The organism is Tyzzerella sp. An114 (assembly GCF_002161055.1).
Classification (GTDB): domain Bacteria; phylum Bacillota; class Clostridia; order Lachnospirales; family Anaerotignaceae; genus Fimicola; species Fimicola cottocaccae.
This window is the reverse complement of record NZ_NFLT01000012.1, coordinates 1-17854: the sequence shown is the minus strand read 5'-3', so window position 1 is coordinate 17854 and position 17854 is coordinate 1. Positions and strand designations below refer to the sequence as shown.

General features: G+C 28.9%; 16 protein-coding genes. 3 read left to right on the top strand and 13 right to left on the bottom strand.

Features of this window, described 5'->3' with window-relative positions; all coding sequences use genetic code 11:
* Nucleotides 1–466: 466 nt before the first annotated feature.
* The 6 genes from B5E58_RS10155 to B5E58_RS10135 all read right to left on the bottom strand — a co-directional run bounded on the left by B5E58_RS10155 (nucleotide 467) and on the right by B5E58_RS10135 (nucleotide 8714).
* Nucleotides 467–1897 carry a 6-phospho-beta-glucosidase gene (locus B5E58_RS10155; protein ID WP_206608577.1) on the bottom strand — a complete coding sequence of 477 codons (1431 nt, stop codon included), beginning with the start codon at nucleotides 1895–1897 and terminating at the stop codon, nucleotides 467–469.
* Between the two features lie 19 nt (nucleotides 1898–1916).
* Nucleotides 1917–3833, bottom strand: a complete 1917-nt coding sequence (locus B5E58_RS10150) for a beta-glucoside-specific PTS transporter subunit IIABC (protein WP_088109556.1) — start codon at nucleotides 3831–3833, stop codon at nucleotides 1917–1919.
* 152 nt (nucleotides 3834–3985) lie between these two features.
* Nucleotides 3986–4594: a PRD domain-containing protein gene (locus tag B5E58_RS10145; protein ID WP_275532726.1), complete on the bottom strand. Its 609-nt coding sequence runs from the start codon at nucleotides 4592–4594 to the stop codon at nucleotides 3986–3988.
* 3 nt (nucleotides 4595–4597) lie between these two features.
* On the bottom strand, nucleotides 4598–4825 hold the full coding sequence (locus B5E58_RS13780) for a CAT RNA binding domain-containing protein (RefSeq protein ID WP_242956651.1): 228 nt from the start codon (nucleotides 4823–4825) through the stop codon (nucleotides 4598–4600).
* A 278-nt stretch (nucleotides 4826–5103) separates the two neighbouring features.
* Nucleotides 5104–6516 carry a PTS transporter subunit EIIC gene (locus B5E58_RS10140; RefSeq protein WP_088109555.1) on the bottom strand — a complete coding sequence of 471 codons (1413 nt, stop codon included), beginning with the start codon at nucleotides 6514–6516 and terminating at the stop codon, nucleotides 5104–5106.
* 14 nt (nucleotides 6517–6530) lie between these two features.
* Entirely contained in the window at nucleotides 6531–8714 is a 2184-nt protein-coding gene (locus B5E58_RS10135) for an alpha-galactosidase (protein WP_088109554.1), read from the bottom strand.
* Nucleotides 8715–8844: 130 nt separating this feature from the next.
* Here B5E58_RS10135 and B5E58_RS10130 point away from each other — a divergent pair, with 130 nt between their 5' ends.
* The gene (locus B5E58_RS10130; RefSeq protein WP_088109553.1) at nucleotides 8845–9672 is read left to right on the top strand and encodes an AraC family transcriptional regulator; all 828 of its coding nucleotides are present in this window, start codon (nucleotides 8845–8847) and stop codon (nucleotides 9670–9672) included.
* Nucleotides 9673–9720: 48 nt separating this feature from the next.
* On the opposite strand, the gene B5E58_RS10125 is transcribed toward B5E58_RS10130, so the two are convergent.
* From B5E58_RS10125 to B5E58_RS10095, 7 genes are all read right to left on the bottom strand, one after another.
* Nucleotides 9721–10506: a metallophosphoesterase gene (locus B5E58_RS10125; protein WP_088109552.1), complete on the bottom strand. Its 786-nt coding sequence runs from the start codon at nucleotides 10504–10506 to the stop codon at nucleotides 9721–9723.
* Nucleotides 10507–10590: 84 nt separating this feature from the next.
* Nucleotides 10591–11418 carry a histidinol-phosphatase gene (locus B5E58_RS10120; protein ID WP_088109551.1) on the bottom strand — a complete coding sequence of 276 codons (828 nt, stop codon included), beginning with the start codon at nucleotides 11416–11418 and terminating at the stop codon, nucleotides 10591–10593.
* Nucleotides 11411–12409 carry a PHP domain-containing protein gene (locus B5E58_RS10115; protein ID WP_088109550.1) on the bottom strand — a complete coding sequence of 333 codons (999 nt, stop codon included), beginning with the start codon at nucleotides 12407–12409 and terminating at the stop codon, nucleotides 11411–11413. Before B5E58_RS10115 ends, B5E58_RS10120 begins: the two co-directional genes overlap by 8 nt.
* A 13-nt stretch (nucleotides 12410–12422) precedes the next feature.
* The gene (locus tag B5E58_RS10110) at nucleotides 12423–13427 is read right to left on the bottom strand and encodes an ABC transporter ATP-binding protein (RefSeq protein WP_088109549.1); all 1005 of its coding nucleotides are present in this window, start codon (nucleotides 13425–13427) and stop codon (nucleotides 12423–12425) included.
* Complete coding sequence (locus tag B5E58_RS10105) at nucleotides 13428–14216, bottom strand: ABC transporter permease (protein WP_088109548.1); 789 nt, start codon at nucleotides 14214–14216, stop codon at nucleotides 13428–13430. It abuts the gene before it with no gap.
* A gap of 4 nt (nucleotides 14217–14220) precedes the next feature.
* Nucleotides 14221–15057: an ABC transporter permease gene (locus B5E58_RS10100; protein WP_088109547.1), complete on the bottom strand. Its 837-nt coding sequence runs from the start codon at nucleotides 15055–15057 to the stop codon at nucleotides 14221–14223.
* Nucleotides 15058–15123: 66 nt separating this feature from the next.
* Complete coding sequence (locus B5E58_RS10095) at nucleotides 15124–16221, bottom strand: ABC transporter substrate-binding protein (RefSeq protein WP_088109546.1); 1098 nt, start codon at nucleotides 16219–16221, stop codon at nucleotides 15124–15126.
* A 348-nt stretch (nucleotides 16222–16569) separates the two neighbouring features.
* Here B5E58_RS10095 and B5E58_RS10090 point away from each other — a divergent pair, with 348 nt between their 5' ends.
* Both B5E58_RS10090 and B5E58_RS10085 read left to right on the top strand, forming a co-directional pair.
* A complete protein-coding gene (locus B5E58_RS10090; RefSeq protein ID WP_088109545.1) occupies nucleotides 16570–17070 on the top strand; it encodes an HD domain-containing protein in 501 nt (166 codons plus the stop codon).
* 2 nt (nucleotides 17071–17072) lie between these two features.
* Nucleotides 17073–17573, top strand: coding sequence for an HD domain-containing protein (locus tag B5E58_RS10085; protein ID WP_088109544.1), 501 nt, complete (start codon nucleotides 17073–17075; stop codon nucleotides 17571–17573).
* Nucleotides 17574–17854: the final 281 nt, after the last annotated feature.

Here is a 17854-nt window from a genome sequence, read left to right as displayed (position 1 = left end):
CTTCGGTAATAACCTACCGGTATAACAGCGGTGCTAAAGTGTCAGAACAGAATAATTACTTGTTAGCAGAAAATCTAACCATCGTAAAAAAAATAATTTTTTAAAATTTAATATGGAAAACTAAAAGGTTAGATTTTCTGGTCTTTATACTTTGAGGTAGCCTCAAGGTTGTATGTTAGTAACATTTACACCACTATGTTCTGCGCAACTCGTTACCGCAGTATACTACTATTAGGTATTAAAATTATCCTTCGGTAATAACCTAATAGTAGTACAGCGGTACTAAAGTGTCAGAACAGAATAATTACTTGTTAGCAGAAAATCTAACCTATTATTTTTACAAAATTATGAAAAGTAGAGTTGTTACACTCTGCTTTTTTATTATAATTTAATACAAAAATAGGAATAGACAATAAACTGTCTATTCCTGTTATATATTTTACCTTCTCTATTTATTATCAATTAATTAATCAATATTTTCTCCGTTTGTCTCTATAACTTTTTTATACCAATAGAAAGATTTTTTTGTTTTACGTTTAAAAGTTCCATTCCCCTCATTATCTCTATCAACATATATGAAACCATAACGTTTTTTCATCTCTCCAGTTCCAGCACTTACAAGGTCAATAGGAGACCACATTGTATAACCCATTAAGTCAACACCATCAATAGTAACCGCATCTCTCATTGCTTTTATATGTTCACGAAGATAATCTATTCTGTAATCATCTTCAATATATCCATTTTCATCAAGAGTATCAACTGCACCAAGACCATTTTCAACTACAAAAAGAGGTTTTTGATATCTGTCATATACATGATTTAATGTAATTCTAAATCCAAGAGGGTCAATAGGCCAACCCCATTCACTATATTTTAAATAAGGATTTTTAACAGACTCAAAAATATTACCCTCTGCAATATTATCTTTGCTTACAGTTTTTGCAGCACATCTACTGTTGTAATATGAAAAAGATATGAAATCTACTGTATTATTTTTTAATATTTCATCATCAAATTCTTCTTTTTCAATATTTATTCCCATTCTCTCAAACTCTTTTAAAGCATAAGAAGGATAATATCCTCTTGATTGAACATCTATAAAGAAATAGCTTTCTCTGTCCTTTTTTGTAGCTTCCCAAACATCTTCAGGTTTACAAGTATATGGATAAACACTTCCGGCAGCAAACATACACCCTACTTTATTTTCACTATTTATATCATGGGCAATTCTTGTTGCCATAGCACTTGCTATAAGTTCATGATGTGCGGCCTGATATTTTATCTGTTTTTCGTTTTCTCCCTCTTCAAAACATATACCAGCACCCATAAAAGGAGCTTCAAGAAGCATATTTATTTCGTTAAATGTAAGCCAATATTTAACAAGCCCCTTATATCTTTTAAATATTGTTCTACAATAATTTAAATAAAAATCTATCATTTTTCTGTTTCGCCAACCACCATACTCTTTTATAAGGTGCATTGGACAATCAAAATGTGTTATTGTAACAAGAGGCTCTATATTATACATTTTACAAGTTTTGAAAACATCTTCATAAAAAGCAAGACCTTTTTCATTAGGCTCTTTTTCATCACCCTTTGGGAATATTCTTGACCATGCAAGGCTCATTCTATAAACTTTAAATCCCATCTCAGCAAAAAGTTTAATATCTTCTTTATAATGATGATACATATCTATTGCTTTGTGGGAAGGATAGAAATGATTTTCGTCACATTCATACATTTTCATTTTTCCTGTTATAACAGCATTTCTGTCAGCTCCTGTTGGACATACGTCAACATTTGCAAGACCACGTCCGTCCTCATCAAATCCACCTTCACATTGATTTGCAGCAGTTGCTCCTCCCCAAAGAAAACCTTCTTTAAAGCCCATCATAAAACCTCCTTTTAATATATTATTTTATAATACTTATAATACTTTCACCATAATTTACATTATCTTTATTTTCACTTATTACATCAAGATAATTATCGGCATTTGTAACAAGTACAGGTGTTTCAAGACAATATCCTTCTTTTGTTATATAATCAATGTCAAATTCAATAAGAGTTTGTCCTTTTGTTATTTTATCTCCGTCTTTTACCATACCTTTAAATCCTTTTCCTTCAAGCTGAACGGTGTCAAGACCTATATGTATAAGTATTTCAACACCCTCATCAGATGTTATACCTATTGCATGAAGTGTTGGGAATATAGTTGTAACTGTACCATCAACAGATGAAACAACTTTACCCTCTGATGGAACTATTGCAACACCTTTTCCAAGAACTCCAGAAGCAAAAGCTGCATCTTTTATCTGACTTAATTCCATAACTTTTCCTTTTAAAGGACTATAAAGATTTGTGTTTGAAATAAGTTTTTTATTCTCTGTTTTTGGTTCTTCAACATTTTCTGTTTTTTCTTCTTTTTTGTCATCTTTATATATAACCATTGTCATAACAAATGCAATTATCATTGTTATAATAACACCTGTAACAGCAACAATAAGGTTTCCCATAGAACCATCTGGTTCAATCATAGCAGGGAATTCAAATATACCAATTCCACCCATCATAAATTTTCTGAAGTTGAAAAGACCATAAAATCCTCCACCTATTCCTCCAGCGATACAGCTTATTATGAAAGGTTTTTTAAGTGGTAAAAGTATACCATATATAGCAGGCTCAGTTACACCAAATATACCTGAAATAAAGTTAGGAATACACATTTCTTTTAAATTTTTGTCTTTTGTTTTAAAGAATATTGCTGCTACAACAGCTGATGTTGCAAAAGTACAAGCAAAGAAAGGCATAATTACATTGTCATAGCCTAATGTTACTATATTGTTTATATAAACAGGAATAAATCCCCAATGAAGTCCAAATATAACAAGTATCTGCCATGTTAAACCAACAACAGCACCAGCAATCATAGGTGAGAAATCTCTTATTGAAAGTACAGTCTCAGAAATAATTGTTGAACCAAATGTTGCAACAGGTCCTATTAAAAGGAAACCTACTGGAAGTGCAACAATGAGTGTAAGCATTGGCACAAAGAAGAATTTTACAAGGTCAGGTATAAATTTGCTGAAAAATCTTTCACATATAGATGCAAAATATGTTACAAATATTACAGGAATAACAGTTGATGTATAATCCATTGATATTACAGGAATACCAAAAAATTCGATATATACAGGTGAAGCAAACATTGTTCCTTCAAACATTGTATATAAAGGTTCTGTTCCTGCTGATATTGTGCTTGCCTGTATTGCAGGATAACACATTATAGCACCTATTGCCAAACCAACCATAGGTTTTAAACCAAATTTCTTTGCTGCTGTAAATCCTAAGAAAAGTGGAAGAAATGTAAACATTGCATCTCCAACTGCATTTATTACCATATATCCGCCACAGTCAGCTGTATAAAGTCCTAATGCAACAAAAAGTGTGTTAAGACCTTTTACCATACCACAAGCTGCCATAATTCCAAGTATTGGCTGGAATATACCTGATATTGTATCTACAAATCTATCAAGTAAGTTTCCTTTTTTATCATCTTTTTCTTGAGAATCTGTATCTCCAAGATTTAAAAGAGGCATAACATCAGCATATACATCTGGAACATGGTTTCCAATTACAACCTGATACTGTCCACCACTTTTCATAACAGTGACAACGCCATCCATATTTTTTATAACATCATCATTTGCTTTCGACTCATCTTTAAGTTTAAATCTGAGTCTTGTGATACAGTGGGTAAGACTTGATACATTGTCTTTTCCACCTATATTCTTTACTATTTCTTTTGCGAGATTTTCATATTTTCCCATTTTATTCCCTCCATTTATATTTTTTAATATAAAACTGAAGGTCAAGCCAACTTAATGTAACTATCCTTTATAAAATGAAATATACCTAAATACTATCCTCCTTTTATTTATTTTTATAATAAATTTAAAGTTTTATAAAACTTTAAATAAACTCACTTTGATGCATTTATTACTTGTGTTATATGAATACTTAAATAAAGTATCTCCTCATCGCTTAATGTATAATTGTACTTATTATATATAAAATCAGAAATTTTCAATACACAATTATATGCCTTTACATATTTAATTTTTATCATATCCAAAAGGCCTTCAACATCTTGATTTTCATATATACTTTCATTAAAAAGTCTTTCAGCAAAAAACTTTAGATGTGTTATAAATCTATAATAGTAAACTGAATTTGTATCTAATTTTGTTGCAAATGTAATTCTTACTATTGTCTCTATCTCTTGCATAACCTCTGTAATTTCTTTTACAGATTTTTTATGTAAATCAAGCTGAGCATTTACTATATGAAGTGCAATAAAACCAGCTTCATCTTCTGCTAGTTGAACACCAAATCTCTTTTTTATAATATCAATGGCGTAAAGTCCAACTTCAAATTCATCTCTATAAAACTTTTTAATATCCCAAAGCATAACATTTTTAACTTCTATACCTTGTTTAAATCTTTCAACAGCCATATAAACATGGTCACAGAGAGATACTATTATATTTTCATTTATATCATTATCAATTTGTTTCTTTGCATAAGATATTATTTACTCTGCAAAATCAATAAACTCTATTGGTGTATTAATAGCAAGTTCCTGAAGGAGTCTATTCATTTTAGGGTCTGTTAATGAAAATACTTTCTCAACTTTACTTTCATCAACAATATCACCTTCCTGCATTTTAAAACCAAGACCACAACCCATAAGTATTTTTTCATTTCCATTTCCGTCATGGGCTATTACAGCATTATTGTTAAGTCGTTTTTTAAAAAACATAATACTTTCTCCCCCCGTTAAAAATAAAAAGACCTGTTATATTCTAAAAAAACGATACCAAAATAAAAGTGGACTATCGCTGATTTAAAATATAACAGGTCGAGCTTGTTCTGAAACAATAACTATCCTGTATGCTGTAATTATTATAAATAATATATATTATTTTGTCAATTGTAACATATTCATATAATACACATTGATTTTTATACGTTTTAGACAAAAATATAATTTTTATAATTAGAAATCCGGATAACAAATTATCCGGATTTCTACATTAATTAATTATTAACTTTATTTTTTAAACCTAAAAGAATTGTTATTATAAATCCACAAGCTAAAGCTATTAAATGAGCAACTATATACCAAATATAACCGTTATTGCTAGGGTCCGCAAGAGCAATTCCCGGAACAACTGTTGTTCCAAATCCTAAAGCAGCAAGGTTTGTAAAATAAACAACAAGTCCACCAATAGCTCCTCCAATACAACCACCTATTAAAGGAAACTTAAATCTTACATTTATACCAAATAAAGCTGGCTCTGTAATACCAAATAATACTGAAATAAAACTAGGTATACAAAGTTCTTTTACTTTGTTGTCTTTTCTGTTTAATACAAGATAACCTAAAACAGCTCCACCCTGAGCAATTATTGCAACAGACATTAAAGGATTTAAAAAGTTTCTTCCTGTATCAACGAGTAACTGTGCTTCAATAGCACCAAATATATGATGAAGTCCTGTAATTACTATTAACTGCTGTACTCCTGAGAATATTGCATAACCAATAGCACCAAAATTTTGTGTCATAAATACAAGTCCATTTGTTATTCCTGAAGCAAGTCCTCTACCAATAGGTCCTACGATTACAAAAAGAAGAATTGCTCCTACAAGTGTTGTTAAAAGTGGTGAAACAAGAAGTCTTATTACTTCTGGTACTTTCTTTTCAAAGAATATATCAAGTTTTGCAGTTAAAACACCCATAAGCAATGCTACTATAATTCCACCTTGAAATCCTACAAGGTCAATACCTAATCCAAAAATATGTAATGTTTCAACATCAACTGTTCCTTGTGCCGCAGCATAAGCATCAGCAAGACTTGGAGAAAGCATTATACAACCCATTACAATTCCTAATATAGGTCTTCCTCCAAATCTTTTACAAGCACTATAAGCAACTGCAAGAGGAAGAAATCCAAATATTGCTCCTGAAGCAATATTTATTAATTTTGTAATACCGAAAAGAGTATCACTATTTTCTATAAACTGAAAATTACCTAAAACTCCTGATAATCCTGTAAGTAAAGCAGCAGCAAGTATTCCCGGCATGATATCAATAAATACATCAGAGAGAGCTTTTATAATTCTCTGTATAGGGTTCATTTTTCTGTTTGCCTCTGTTTTTAAATCACTAAGGCTCATATTTTTCATATTACTTCTCTCGGCAAATACTTCATATACATCATTTACCAAACCTGCTCCAAATATAATCTGAAGCTGGTCTCCTGCAACAAACACACCTTTTACAAGGTCTACACCTTCAATCTGTTTTAAATCTGCTATGTCATTGTCTTTTAAAACAATTCTTAATCTTGTTGCACAGTGAGCAACTCCTTGAATATTATCTTTTCCGCCTACAAGTTCTGTTAGTCTGTCTGATATTTTTTCATATCTTTCTCTTTTCTTTGCATCCATTTCCTTTCTCCTCCTTAAATTTTTTTGAAGTGGTAATACTCGCTTCTGAAATCTTGTTTTTTCAATGGAATACTAATACCGCTATACATAAGTTCGTCCCCTCCATAGATTTCTCCGCTTTTTATATCCTGATAAAGAGCATCTTTTTCAAGCCCTTTCAGTTTCATAATTTTTACAGGTGAAGCCGGCTGACTGAGTATTTCAAAATAAAAAGCAATAACATCATTTCCATCATTAGACACAAAATTCCATTGTGCTAAATTTCCCTCAAAAGGATTTTTTATACGATAAAATTTACCAAACTGTATAATATTTCTTATCTCTTTATATAATTTTATCTGTTCTTTAATTTCTTCAAATTCCTCATCTGTACACTCAGTTAAATTAAGCTCATATCCTAAGTTTGCACTCATAGCAACATAGCCTCTTGTATTTAAAGGAGTAATTCTTCCTGTCTGTTGATTAGGAACAACACTTACATGGGCTCCCATACATATAGGTGGATATGTGAGAGATGTTGCATACTGTATTTTCATTCTACATACAGCATCAGTATTATCACTTGTCCAAGTCTGTGGCATATAATAAAGAATTCCCGGGTCAAATCTTCCACCACCGCTTGAACAACTCTCAAACAGTATATCAGGGAATTTTTTTGTTAAAGTATCCATTATTCTATATAATCCTAAAACATATCTATGGAAAACTTCTCCCTGTCTTTCTTCTCCTAATTCTAAATTACTAACATCTGTCAAATGACGGTTCATATCCCACTTTAGATAATCTATTTTGGCATTATTCAATACATTAGATATGCTTTCTATAACATAATCACAAACTTCTTCCTTTGATAAATCAAGAACAAGCTGTCCTCTGCCATAAGTGTAAGGTCTACCTTCTGTATGTAAAACATATTCAGGGTGATTTTTATAAAGCTCACTATCCTCTGAAATCATTTCAGGCTCAAACCACAAACCAAACTCCATACCCTTTTCATGTATTTTTTCTGATAAATCTTTTAAACCTTTTGGCAACTTTCTTTTATCCTCAAACCAATCACCAAGAGAACTATCGTCATTATCTCTGTGACCAAACCAACCATCATCAAGTACAAAAAGCTCAATTCCTGCTTCTTTAGCTTTATCTGCAAGTTTTAATAATTTTTCTTCATTAAAATCAAAAAATGTTGCTTCCCAGTTATTTATTAATATAGGACGTGGTTTAAATGCAAATTTACTTCTTATTAAATTATTTTGATAGAAATTATGGAAAGTTTGAGACATTCCATTAAGTCCGTCACCTGAATAAACCATAACAACTTCTGGAGTATAAAATTTTTGTCCACATTCAAGAAGCCATTCTCCATTTAATGGGTTCATACCCATTTGAAATCTAATATTTCTGTATGGGTCAACTTGAGCTGTTGCCACAAAATTTCCACTATAAACAAAATTACAAGCAAATATATCTCCATAATCCTCATTTGCACCTTTTCTCATTAAGGCCATAAAAGGTGCTTGATGTGGTGAACTTGTTCCTCTTATACTCTCAATCTGTACAGTACCACTTGTTAAAGGTCTTCTATCCATGTTGCGTTCATTATTATGAGCACCATACAATGTAAGAACATCAAAGTCATCTTCTCTTATATCAACAGACATACTAAGCATTTTTGTCAATGTTATATTATTTTCTGACTTGTTTTCAAAAATTACACTTCTTGTAATAACATTTCTTTTATCAAAAACACTGTATACCAAATATACATGAAAATTTAAAATCTCATCTTCCATATGGATTTTTAGTGTCATAACATCATTTTCATCTCCAAAAGATGAAGGCAAATTTGGTATTTCAGGCTTACCCTTTATAATTTCATAATTTTTAAATGTGATATTACTTATTCTTTTTCCTTTATAGTCTCTAATTCCATAAGCACAACTTCTATAATCCCCATTACCATTTTGAGGATATTCTTGAGGAAGTGTGTCTAATGAAAATGTTCTATCATCTAAATATGGATTAGGTGCGAAACCTCTATCTTTCCATATGATTTCTCTACTTTTATGATATTTATTAAGTCTCCTACCCCAATATATATGAGACAAATATTTATCTTTTACTATTTGCACAACATAACTTGTGTTATTCGTTTGTAAATGAAAAGTTTTAGTTTTGTCATCATAAATTATAGCCATATATTTATCCTCCTTTTGTTTCTCTCTGTTCTTGTTAAGTTTATTATATCAGTATATAATAAATAATATATGGACATATGTTGTTTTTTTATTGACTTTTGTGACACATTGAAAGGAGTATGGATTTAATATGCAAGATTATATTTTTTCAAATGAATATTTTCAAAATATTGATGCAACAGTTTATACTTGTGGATATGAGTCTTGTGTGCCTGGTCATAGTTATGGACCTGCCGTAAGAAGTGGATATCTTATTCATTATGTTATAGATGGGAAAGGAATTTTTAAAACAAAAAATAAAATATATCGATTAAGCTCGGGAGATGCTTTTTTGATTGTTCCGGGAACATTGATATATTATGAAGCTGATTTAAAAAATCCTTGGACTTATACATGGATAGGATTTCAAGGTATTAAGATTAAACAGTATTTAAACAGAACGTCTCTACTTGATTGTCCTGTTTTTCATTATGGACGAGATGACAGAATACGTCTCTGTCATGAAAAAATGTATGAGGCAAATCAAAGTTTTGAAAATAAAGATTTGATTATGAATAGTATTTTATATGAATATTTATTTATGTTAGCCAATAAATTCCCTAAAAAAAATATTTCTGTAAAAGAAAGAAAGGTTGCATATGTGGAAGAAGCCTTAAAATATATAGAGTCAAACTATTCATACAACATAAATGTTCACAGCATAGCAGATTTTTTAAGTATAGACCGCTCCTATTTGCACAGATTATTTAAAAATACAACAGGTTTATCTCTTAAAAATTATCTTTTAAATTATCGTATTAAAAAAGCTTGTGACTTATTAGCTCATACAGATTATCCTATATCTGCAATCGCTCGTTCTGTTGGATATGAAGACGCTCTTTATTTTTCAAGACTTTTTAAAAATAAAAAAGATTGTACACCTTCTGAATATAGATTAAAAAACTTTAATAGTATTTAATTTTAATAAAAAAAATCAGGTTTTTATATTAAAACCTGATTTTTTATTTCAATTAATTCTTATTATTTGTTCATATAAAATTATTTCTTTATCACTAATTTTTTTATTTATATGCATATGTCCACAAAACCAATATTTATATTTTGTAGTATTTTTTATATTCTCAAGATAGTCTGTCAATATATCATGTTTATAATTATTATTTCCTAAAATATCAATAGTACTTGATGAAGGACTATGACTTAATATGAAATCTACATCAAAATCATTACACTTTAAAGAATTTATTCCCCTATCCATTTCATATTTTGTTGGCAATTCTAACTCCCAATATGTATAGTTTAATATTCTGAATTGCTTTGTGTAATCATGCTTCCACCTTTTTATCAGTTTCAAATCATTTTTAGGATGAAGAATTCCATCTTTAATATCATGAGATGAGGCTCCCCCAAAAGCGAATATATTTTTATTGTCAATATTGAAAACATATCCTCTCATCAAATGTAAAACAGAATTTCTTATCTCATGAACTTTTCCATTATGCCATTGTTTTTCAGGATAATTATATAAACGGTCAAAGTTTTCATGGTTGCCATCAATAAATAGTGTTGTAAAAGATTTATCATCAAGCCAGTCTAAAACATTTTTTTCCGAACTGCTTTCATTATCAACATTCCAAATACAACCAAAATCACCAAGAATAATAACATAATCATTTTTTGTCATATTCTTTTGTTCTGGGAAATTGTTTGAATTAAATCTATGTAAAACCCCATCTACACTATTAAATCCAATACTTTTTGGACCATGTGTATCACCTGTAATATATATCATAAAACCATCTCCCAAATTAAAATTAATTATAATTATATTTTAATTTGTATCTATGTATATATCAATATTTTTTAAATGTACTAATTAAAACTCATCAATACTCTTTTTTAAAAAGCCGTTATCTGATAGCATCATCATATTTTTAAAGCCACAATTCTTTATTATTTTCATTGACTCATTATAATAACAATCAATATTTGATTTTTCATGACAATCACTATTAAGACATATTTTACCGCCTTTTTCATTAATATATTTTAATAAATTTACATATGGATATGGCTTTGTTCTGTAACCTCTTGAAATTGCCCCTGTATTAACTTCTATTATTTTATCATTTAAAATTATTTCATCAATACAATTATATGCTATATCAAGATATTCTTTATCACTGAAAGAAATATATTCTTCATTATCATTGAATTTCATTAATAAATCAATATGACCTACTATATCAACCTCAGACCATTTAGACACTTTTTTGACTTCATTATAATAGGCTTTTGCATATTCTATAAAACTACCATTAAAACCATTTTTTATTATATTATCAGTTACTTCCTTACTTAAGTCAACTTCTTCAAATTTACCATTAACATTTATAAAATGTACGCTTCCTATTACATAATCAAGACATTCCTTATCTTTAAAATATCTTCCACAAGAGTCCTCTTCTATTCCGACATATATTTTTATTTTGTCCTTATATTTTTGTTTCACATATTTTAAATCAGAATAATACAATTCAGTATTTTCTAATGTCATAGAATAATCATCAATAGGTCTATTATATCCATGACCTGAAAAACCTAAAATATTAAATCCTCTTTCAATAGCTTCAATAACAATATCTTCTATTTTATTTTTTCCGTCACAATATAATGAATGGGTATGTAAATTTTGTTTAATCATTGTTTTCACCTAAATATATTGGATTTGACCATGCAGTTTTTCCATAAATATCACTACATTTTACACGTATATATTTTTCATGTCCTTTGAGTTTATATTCGCCATATGTAAGTTCATTGTTTAATGTTTTTGACATAATACTTACACCATCATTTACACAATTTCCTACAATAAAATCTATTCTGTAAACTTTATCACATTTAACGTAAGCGACACCATCTTTTATTCCCCAATCTTCAATACTAACACCACTTGAAGAATAGTAATTACCTTTGAGCATATTTTTTATAATTTCTTCTCTATTAAGACTATCTGACTTTACAACAATATATCCTCCGCAGGCATCATCAAATATACCTTCATTATGATTGTCATCGCTTGCAAAAGCTAACATTTTTTTATTATGTCTTAACATTTCGTCCCAATATACTTCATCATATCCTGTATTACTCTCATTTACAGTATTATAATTAAATATTTCTAATGCCCAAATTCCTTCAATATCACAAAATTCATTGTATGAAACTCTTGACCATATTGGATGATTATATGTTGTAATCATTCCGTAACTTCTCATTTCATCGCATAATTCCTGTGCCGCTTTTTTTCCGTTCCAATCTCCATAATAAATTTTTACATTTCTTCTCTGTAAATGCTCAAATTTATTCTTTGCATTAGCTTCCATATCAGAAGTTCCAAGTATACCATGTATATGATGTACTTTTAATCTGTATTTTCCACTTTCATCAAAGAGATTTACAGAAGCCTCCAAACCTGGAAGTATAATAAAATCTTCACAATCAAACTCATTTCTATAATCTGTATATATATCATGGTCAGAAAAACATAAAAATGAATATCCATTGTTTTTAAAAAGATCAACTACTTCTTGTGGTGAAAGTTTTCCATCTGAATTTGTTGAATGACAATGTAAATTTCCTTTATACCAATTTCCTGTTTTGCTAAATCCATCTATTGATATATTATTCATAACACTTCACCTCTTAAATGCAAACACAATTACGCTCAGCTATTGATAAATATACTTTTTCATTGTCATTGAATATTGATGCACTTCTAAATAAAGCATCGGCATATATTTCAATACCATTTACATCTATTGTGTATCTCAATACATTACCTCTTGCAATATGTTCTTTTATTATTCCTTCCATTTTAAAACGGTCATCATTTTCAATAGGAGTTCTTGACATCATAATAGTTTCAGGTCTTATAGCAACCTGTTTTTCCCATTGAACTCCAGTTATTTTTGAAATTTTATCAGCTTCAAATATATTATAATTTCCTATAAAACTTGCAGCAAAGGATGTTACAGGTCGTGTATAAACCTCAACTGGTGTTCCAGACTGTTCTATTATACCATCATGGAATAAATGTATCACATCACTCATAACCATAGCTTCATCTTGGTCATGGGTTACAAATATTGTTGTTAAACCTAATTTATCATGTATTTCACGAATACTCAACTGTAATGACTTTCTAAGTTTTGCATCAATAGCACTTAAAGGCTCATCAAGCAATAAAACTTTTGGTTGCATTACAATGCCCCTTGCTAAAGCTACTCTCTGCTGTTGACCACCTGAAAGATTATTTGGATATGATTTTTCTTTTCCCTCTAAAGCTACAATTTTTATAGCTTTTTTAATACGTTCATTAATTTCTTCCTGTGGTAATTTTTTAAGTTTCAAACCAAAGGCAAGATTTTCCTCAACAGTCATATTTGGAAACAAACTATACTGTTGAAAAACCATACCTATATTTCTATCCTTAGGTTCTTTTTTTGTTATATCTTCTCCATCTAATATTATTTGACCATCTGTTACTTCTTCAAGTCCTGCAAGAGAACGAAGAAGTGTACTTTTACCACATCCAGAAGGTCCTAATAATGTTACAAACTGTCCCTTTTCTATTTTTAAGTTTATACCCTTTAAAACATGATTACTACCATAAAATTTATTAATATTTTTAAATTCAATATATGACATTTAAGCTTCCTCTTTCTTTTTTCTTTGAATAAAAAATGCACAAGCAGAAATAAGTAATGTTATTAAGAATAATACAATAATTACTGCACATGTACGTTGACCAGATTTTTTCATTACATCATATAAATACATCTGTGCTGTTTGAAAATGACCACCTGCAAGAGTATTTACTATTACGAAATCACCAAATATAATTGCCATTGAAAGCATTATAGATACTGTTACACCATTCATTATATTTGGTACTACAACTCTAAAAAATGCATAAAATTTACTTGCACCAAGCATCTGTGCTGCTTCTATTATTTTTTTTGCACCAATTCCTTGTAAATTATTTCTTATACCTTGATAAATATATGGCAATATAACTATCATATAAGTAGAAATAAGTAAAAATATACGATTATTAAAAGGCTTAGGTACTGAAGTATATAATGCTAATACACAAATTGGTAATATTACGCCCTGAACAGCATATGGAATAGTACATAATATTTGTATATATTTATCCCATTCAGGTTTATAAATATATGTAACATACATAGCAAGAAGCACTATAATTGTACATAATATTATAGGTACAACAGATATTAATATAGTCCTTCCAACAGAAATCCAAAATACAGCGTCAGAAAAAATTTCTATATACGCATTTAATGTAAAATTTCTTGGTAAAATATCAATCCATTCTTCAAACAAAGAATATATCAATGTCATAACAAGGGGTATTAAAAGATAAGCTATAATAACAACTATAGCAAGCTTAGAGCTTTTTTTATTTGTATCCATACAATTATATTCCTTTCTTTACAGTTAACTTATTCTGTATCATAATAGCAATTATCATAAATACTATTAATACAACAGCTATTGCACTACCAAATTCCGGTCTCTGAACAAGGTCTCCTACAAACTGTTCTGAAAGACGTATTGGCAATAATGAAACATTATTCATCAAAAGAGCATAAGCTGAAGCATATGCTGCAAGAGCATTTGCAAATAATACAGAAAATGTGCTTAATATACTTGGCATTAAAATTGGAATTCCAATTTTAGTCCAAAATGTAAAATTTGTTCCACCAAGTAATGCATTTGATTCTTTCCACTCTTTACGAATTGCATCAAAGGCTGGTATAAGCAACAATGTTGATAATGGTATTTGAAAATACACATAAATAAGTAATAATCCCCAAACAGAATATAATGGAAAGTTTGCTAAAAATTCTATTCCATAATTACTTCCTATCATTGTCATAACACCAACATTACCAAACATAATAATATATGCAAAAGCTAATGGTACACCTGAAAAATTTGAAACCATATTTAATATACTCATAAATATATTATTAAGTTTTCCTTTTGATTCATGTACTGCCTTAGCTCCTATAAAGGCTACAATCAAACCTATTATTGATGATAAAATAGATATAAGCAAACTATTTACAATAGCTTTTTGATACAATGTTTTTGAAAAAATATTAATATAGTTTTCAAATGTAAAACCTATATCCTTACCCTCTGGAACAAAACTTCTTACTGATGTATAAATTATAGGAATAAGTTCAAATAAAATACATAATACCAAAAAAGGTATTAATGCAAATAAATATGTTTTTTTATTATTCATATTTTAACCTCTCATACGATTAAGGCTGTCAAATCACTCGACAGCCTCAAATTTAATGTTTATTAATTATTTAGCATAAGCTATAACTTCTTCCTGCCAACGAGCACCTAATGTTTTAGCTGTCTCATCCCAAGCTTCTTGGTCTTCAACCATTCTTGCATTTTTATACTGTTCATCTGGAATTAATTTTGCTTCAACTTCTTCTGGAAGTTCAACATCACGAACAGGTTTTGCATATCCTTTTGCTAAGTTAATCTGACCTTCATCACTTAATATATATTCACGAGCAAGAGCAGCAGCATATGGACGTTTTGTATAACTATTTATAATTGTACAGTAACCACTCTGAATAGAAGCTTCCTCTGGTACAAATACTGAAAAATCAGCATCTGCATTATTTTTAACAAACTGGTCACGATAGCCTAAAGCGTTATAATCCCATAAGAAAGCTACACCAACTTCACCTTTTTCAATACGAGCCTGTGTAAATTCACCTAAATCCAAACGACCCTGTTCTGCAAGTTTACGGAAATACTCTAAACCTGGGTCTATATTTGACTCATCTCCACCATATGCAATAGCGGCAGCTAATACTGCAAACTGTGCCTGTGTGGCAGCCTGAACATCGCCAACTGCTACCATATAATCACCTTTTAATATATCATCAAAACTCTTTGGTGCATCTTTAACTATTTTATTGTTTACAAGAACTGTCATTGTTCCATAATATCCAATAATCCAATCACCATCATCATCTTTTGCCCAATCTGGTATTGAATCCCAATTGCTTGTTTTATATTTTAATGTAACGCCTTCTTCCTCAGCAACAGGTCCAAAAGCTTGTCCAACATCACCAATGTCTTTTGTTGCATCTTCTCCTTCTGTTTTGAATAATGATATTTCTTCAGCACTTGACATATCAGTATCCTGATGTTCTATACCATATGTATCTTCTATTTCTGTCCAAGTCTCTACCCAGTTTGCCCAAGTATCAGGCATACCAACTGACTCTATTTTTCCATCCTCTTTAGCTTTTTCAATTATTTCTTCAACTGATAAAGAATTTAAATCAATAGCAGCTGTTTTTGCATCAGAACTTCCACATCCTGCAAGTGTTGACATGCAAAGTCCAATAACCATTGCTGTTTTAAATAATTTTTTCATATTTTATTTCCCTCTCTTTTTATCATTTATATTTTGACAGGATTTATTATATTTTTCGATTGTTAAATCTAGTAGTCTGTTTTTGTAAAATAATATTAAATAATTGTGAAATGTGTATTTTACTTTTAAAAATATATTTTTATTTAATTTAAAGATAACATAAAAAAACAAGGCTTAATGTTGCATAAATAACACTAAGTCTTGTTTTTTATAAAATAAAATATTGTAAGTGAATATATTTCATTCAAATTATTTTCTATTTGCACTCTTATTTGATAATAACTATAATATATTATTATATATTTATTTGTATATAAAAATATTAATTTAAGAAAGGATATATAAAATATGATAAATGATGAATCTACACTTTTATATAATGCTTTAAAATATGAAGAAGGTCACGAAAGAAGAACTCAGCATATTTTAAAAGTATATTCTTTAACAAAATTAATAGGAGAACAAGAAAATATATCAAATGAAGATATGATAATTTTAAATGCTAGTGCTATATTACATGATATTTGTATTAAATATTGCAAAGAAAAATACAGTGGTGATGCTTCTTTAGAAAATCAAAAAATGGAAGCTCCTTATATTGTAGAAAAATTTCTTAAAGAAACAAATTACACTCCTTCATATATCCCTAAAATAATAGAACTTGTAAAAAAACATCATGATTATGATAATATTAATTCAACACTTTTACAAATTCTAATAGAAGCTGATTTGATAATAAATTATTTTGAAACTGAAAATAAAGAAAAAACTTTAAAATTAATAAAAAATATTTTTAAAACAGAAACAGGCAAAAATATTTTTAATTCTTTTAAATTGGAGGAAATATGATTATGTATGAATATAAAATTAATATGTTATTAGAAAAAACTATTGAATTTTTTAAAGGTGACCCTAAAAGAATTCAACATTTAATGAAAGTACATTACTTTTCAAAACTAATATGTAACATGGAAAATATTGACGAACACACCAAATATATAACAGAGTGTTCATCAATAGTCCATGATATAGGCATAAAACCAGCAGAAAAAAAATATGGTAAGTGTGATGGTAAATTGCAAGAACAGGAAGGTCCTGAAATTGCAAAATATATTTTGGAAAATTTAGAGTTTGAAAAAAATGATATAGAAAGAATATGTTATATTGTAGGTCATCACCATACATATAAAAATATTGACGGATTAGATTATCAAATTTTAGTTGAAGCTGATTTTTTAGTAAATTTCTATGAAGAACAAATTTCCCAAAACAGTATAAAAACTGTTTTAGATAAAATTTTCAAAACAAATTCAGCAAAAAGTCTATGTAATATTATATATTTAAATAATTAATTTAAATATTTTTATTATACATTAATTATATTATCTTTATGTCCTTTAAATACAGTTGTTGAAATACTACTTTCTGAAAATATAATACTAACAGGACCACATTGGAAATTATTAATGGTGATAGTAATGGAACATCTGAATTTGATTTTAAAGAAAACTTAAATGAAGTTTTTGATTTTTTAGATAATATAATTAATGTATAATAAAAATATTTAAATTAATTATTTAAATATATAATATTACATAGACTTTTTGCTGAATTTGTTTTGAAAATTTTATCT

What these genes read in the sequence shown, in the direction of transcription:
- B5E58_RS10120 (WP_088109551.1), bottom strand. Translation starts at nt 11,418, where the DNA reads ATGATTAAACAAAATTTACATACCCATTCATTATATTGTGACGGAAAA.
- B5E58_RS10130 (WP_088109553.1), top strand. Translation starts at nt 8,845, where the DNA reads ATGCAAGATTATATTTTTTCAAATGAATATTTTCAAAATATTGATGCA.
- B5E58_RS10140 (WP_088109555.1), bottom strand. Translation starts at nt 6,516, where the DNA reads ATGGATGCAAAGAAAAGAGAAAGATATGAAAAAATATCAGACAGACTA.
- B5E58_RS10115 (WP_088109550.1), bottom strand. Translation starts at nt 12,409, where the DNA reads ATGAATAATATATCAATAGATGGATTTAGCAAAACAGGAAATTGGTAT.
- B5E58_RS10105 (WP_088109548.1), bottom strand. Translation starts at nt 14,216, where the DNA reads ATGGATACAAATAAAAAAAGCTCTAAGCTTGCTATAGTTGTTATTATA.
- B5E58_RS10155 (WP_206608577.1), bottom strand. Translation starts at nt 1,897, where the DNA reads ATGATGGGCTTTAAAGAAGGTTTTCTTTGGGGAGGAGCAACTGCTGCA.
- B5E58_RS10125 (WP_088109552.1), bottom strand. Translation starts at nt 10,506, where the DNA reads ATGATATATATTACAGGTGATACACATGGTCCAAAAAGTATTGGATTT.
- B5E58_RS13780 (WP_242956651.1), bottom strand. Translation starts at nt 4,825, where the DNA reads ATGTTTTTTAAAAAACGACTTAACAATAATGCTGTAATAGCCCATGAC.
- B5E58_RS10090 (WP_088109545.1), top strand. Translation starts at nt 16,570, where the DNA reads ATGATAAATGATGAATCTACACTTTTATATAATGCTTTAAAATATGAA.
- B5E58_RS10110 (WP_088109549.1), bottom strand. Translation starts at nt 13,427, where the DNA reads ATGTCATATATTGAATTTAAAAATATTAATAAATTTTATGGTAGTAAT.
- B5E58_RS10150 (WP_088109556.1), bottom strand. Translation starts at nt 3,833, where the DNA reads ATGGGAAAATATGAAAATCTCGCAAAAGAAATAGTAAAGAATATAGGT.
- B5E58_RS10095 (WP_088109546.1), bottom strand. Translation starts at nt 16,221, where the DNA reads ATGAAAAAATTATTTAAAACAGCAATGGTTATTGGACTTTGCATGTCA.
- B5E58_RS10100 (WP_088109547.1), bottom strand. Translation starts at nt 15,057, where the DNA reads ATGAATAATAAAAAAACATATTTATTTGCATTAATACCTTTTTTGGTA.
- B5E58_RS10085 (WP_088109544.1), top strand. Translation starts at nt 17,073, where the DNA reads ATGTATGAATATAAAATTAATATGTTATTAGAAAAAACTATTGAATTT.
- B5E58_RS10135 (WP_088109554.1), bottom strand. Translation starts at nt 8,714, where the DNA reads ATGGCTATAATTTATGATGACAAAACTAAAACTTTTCATTTACAAACG.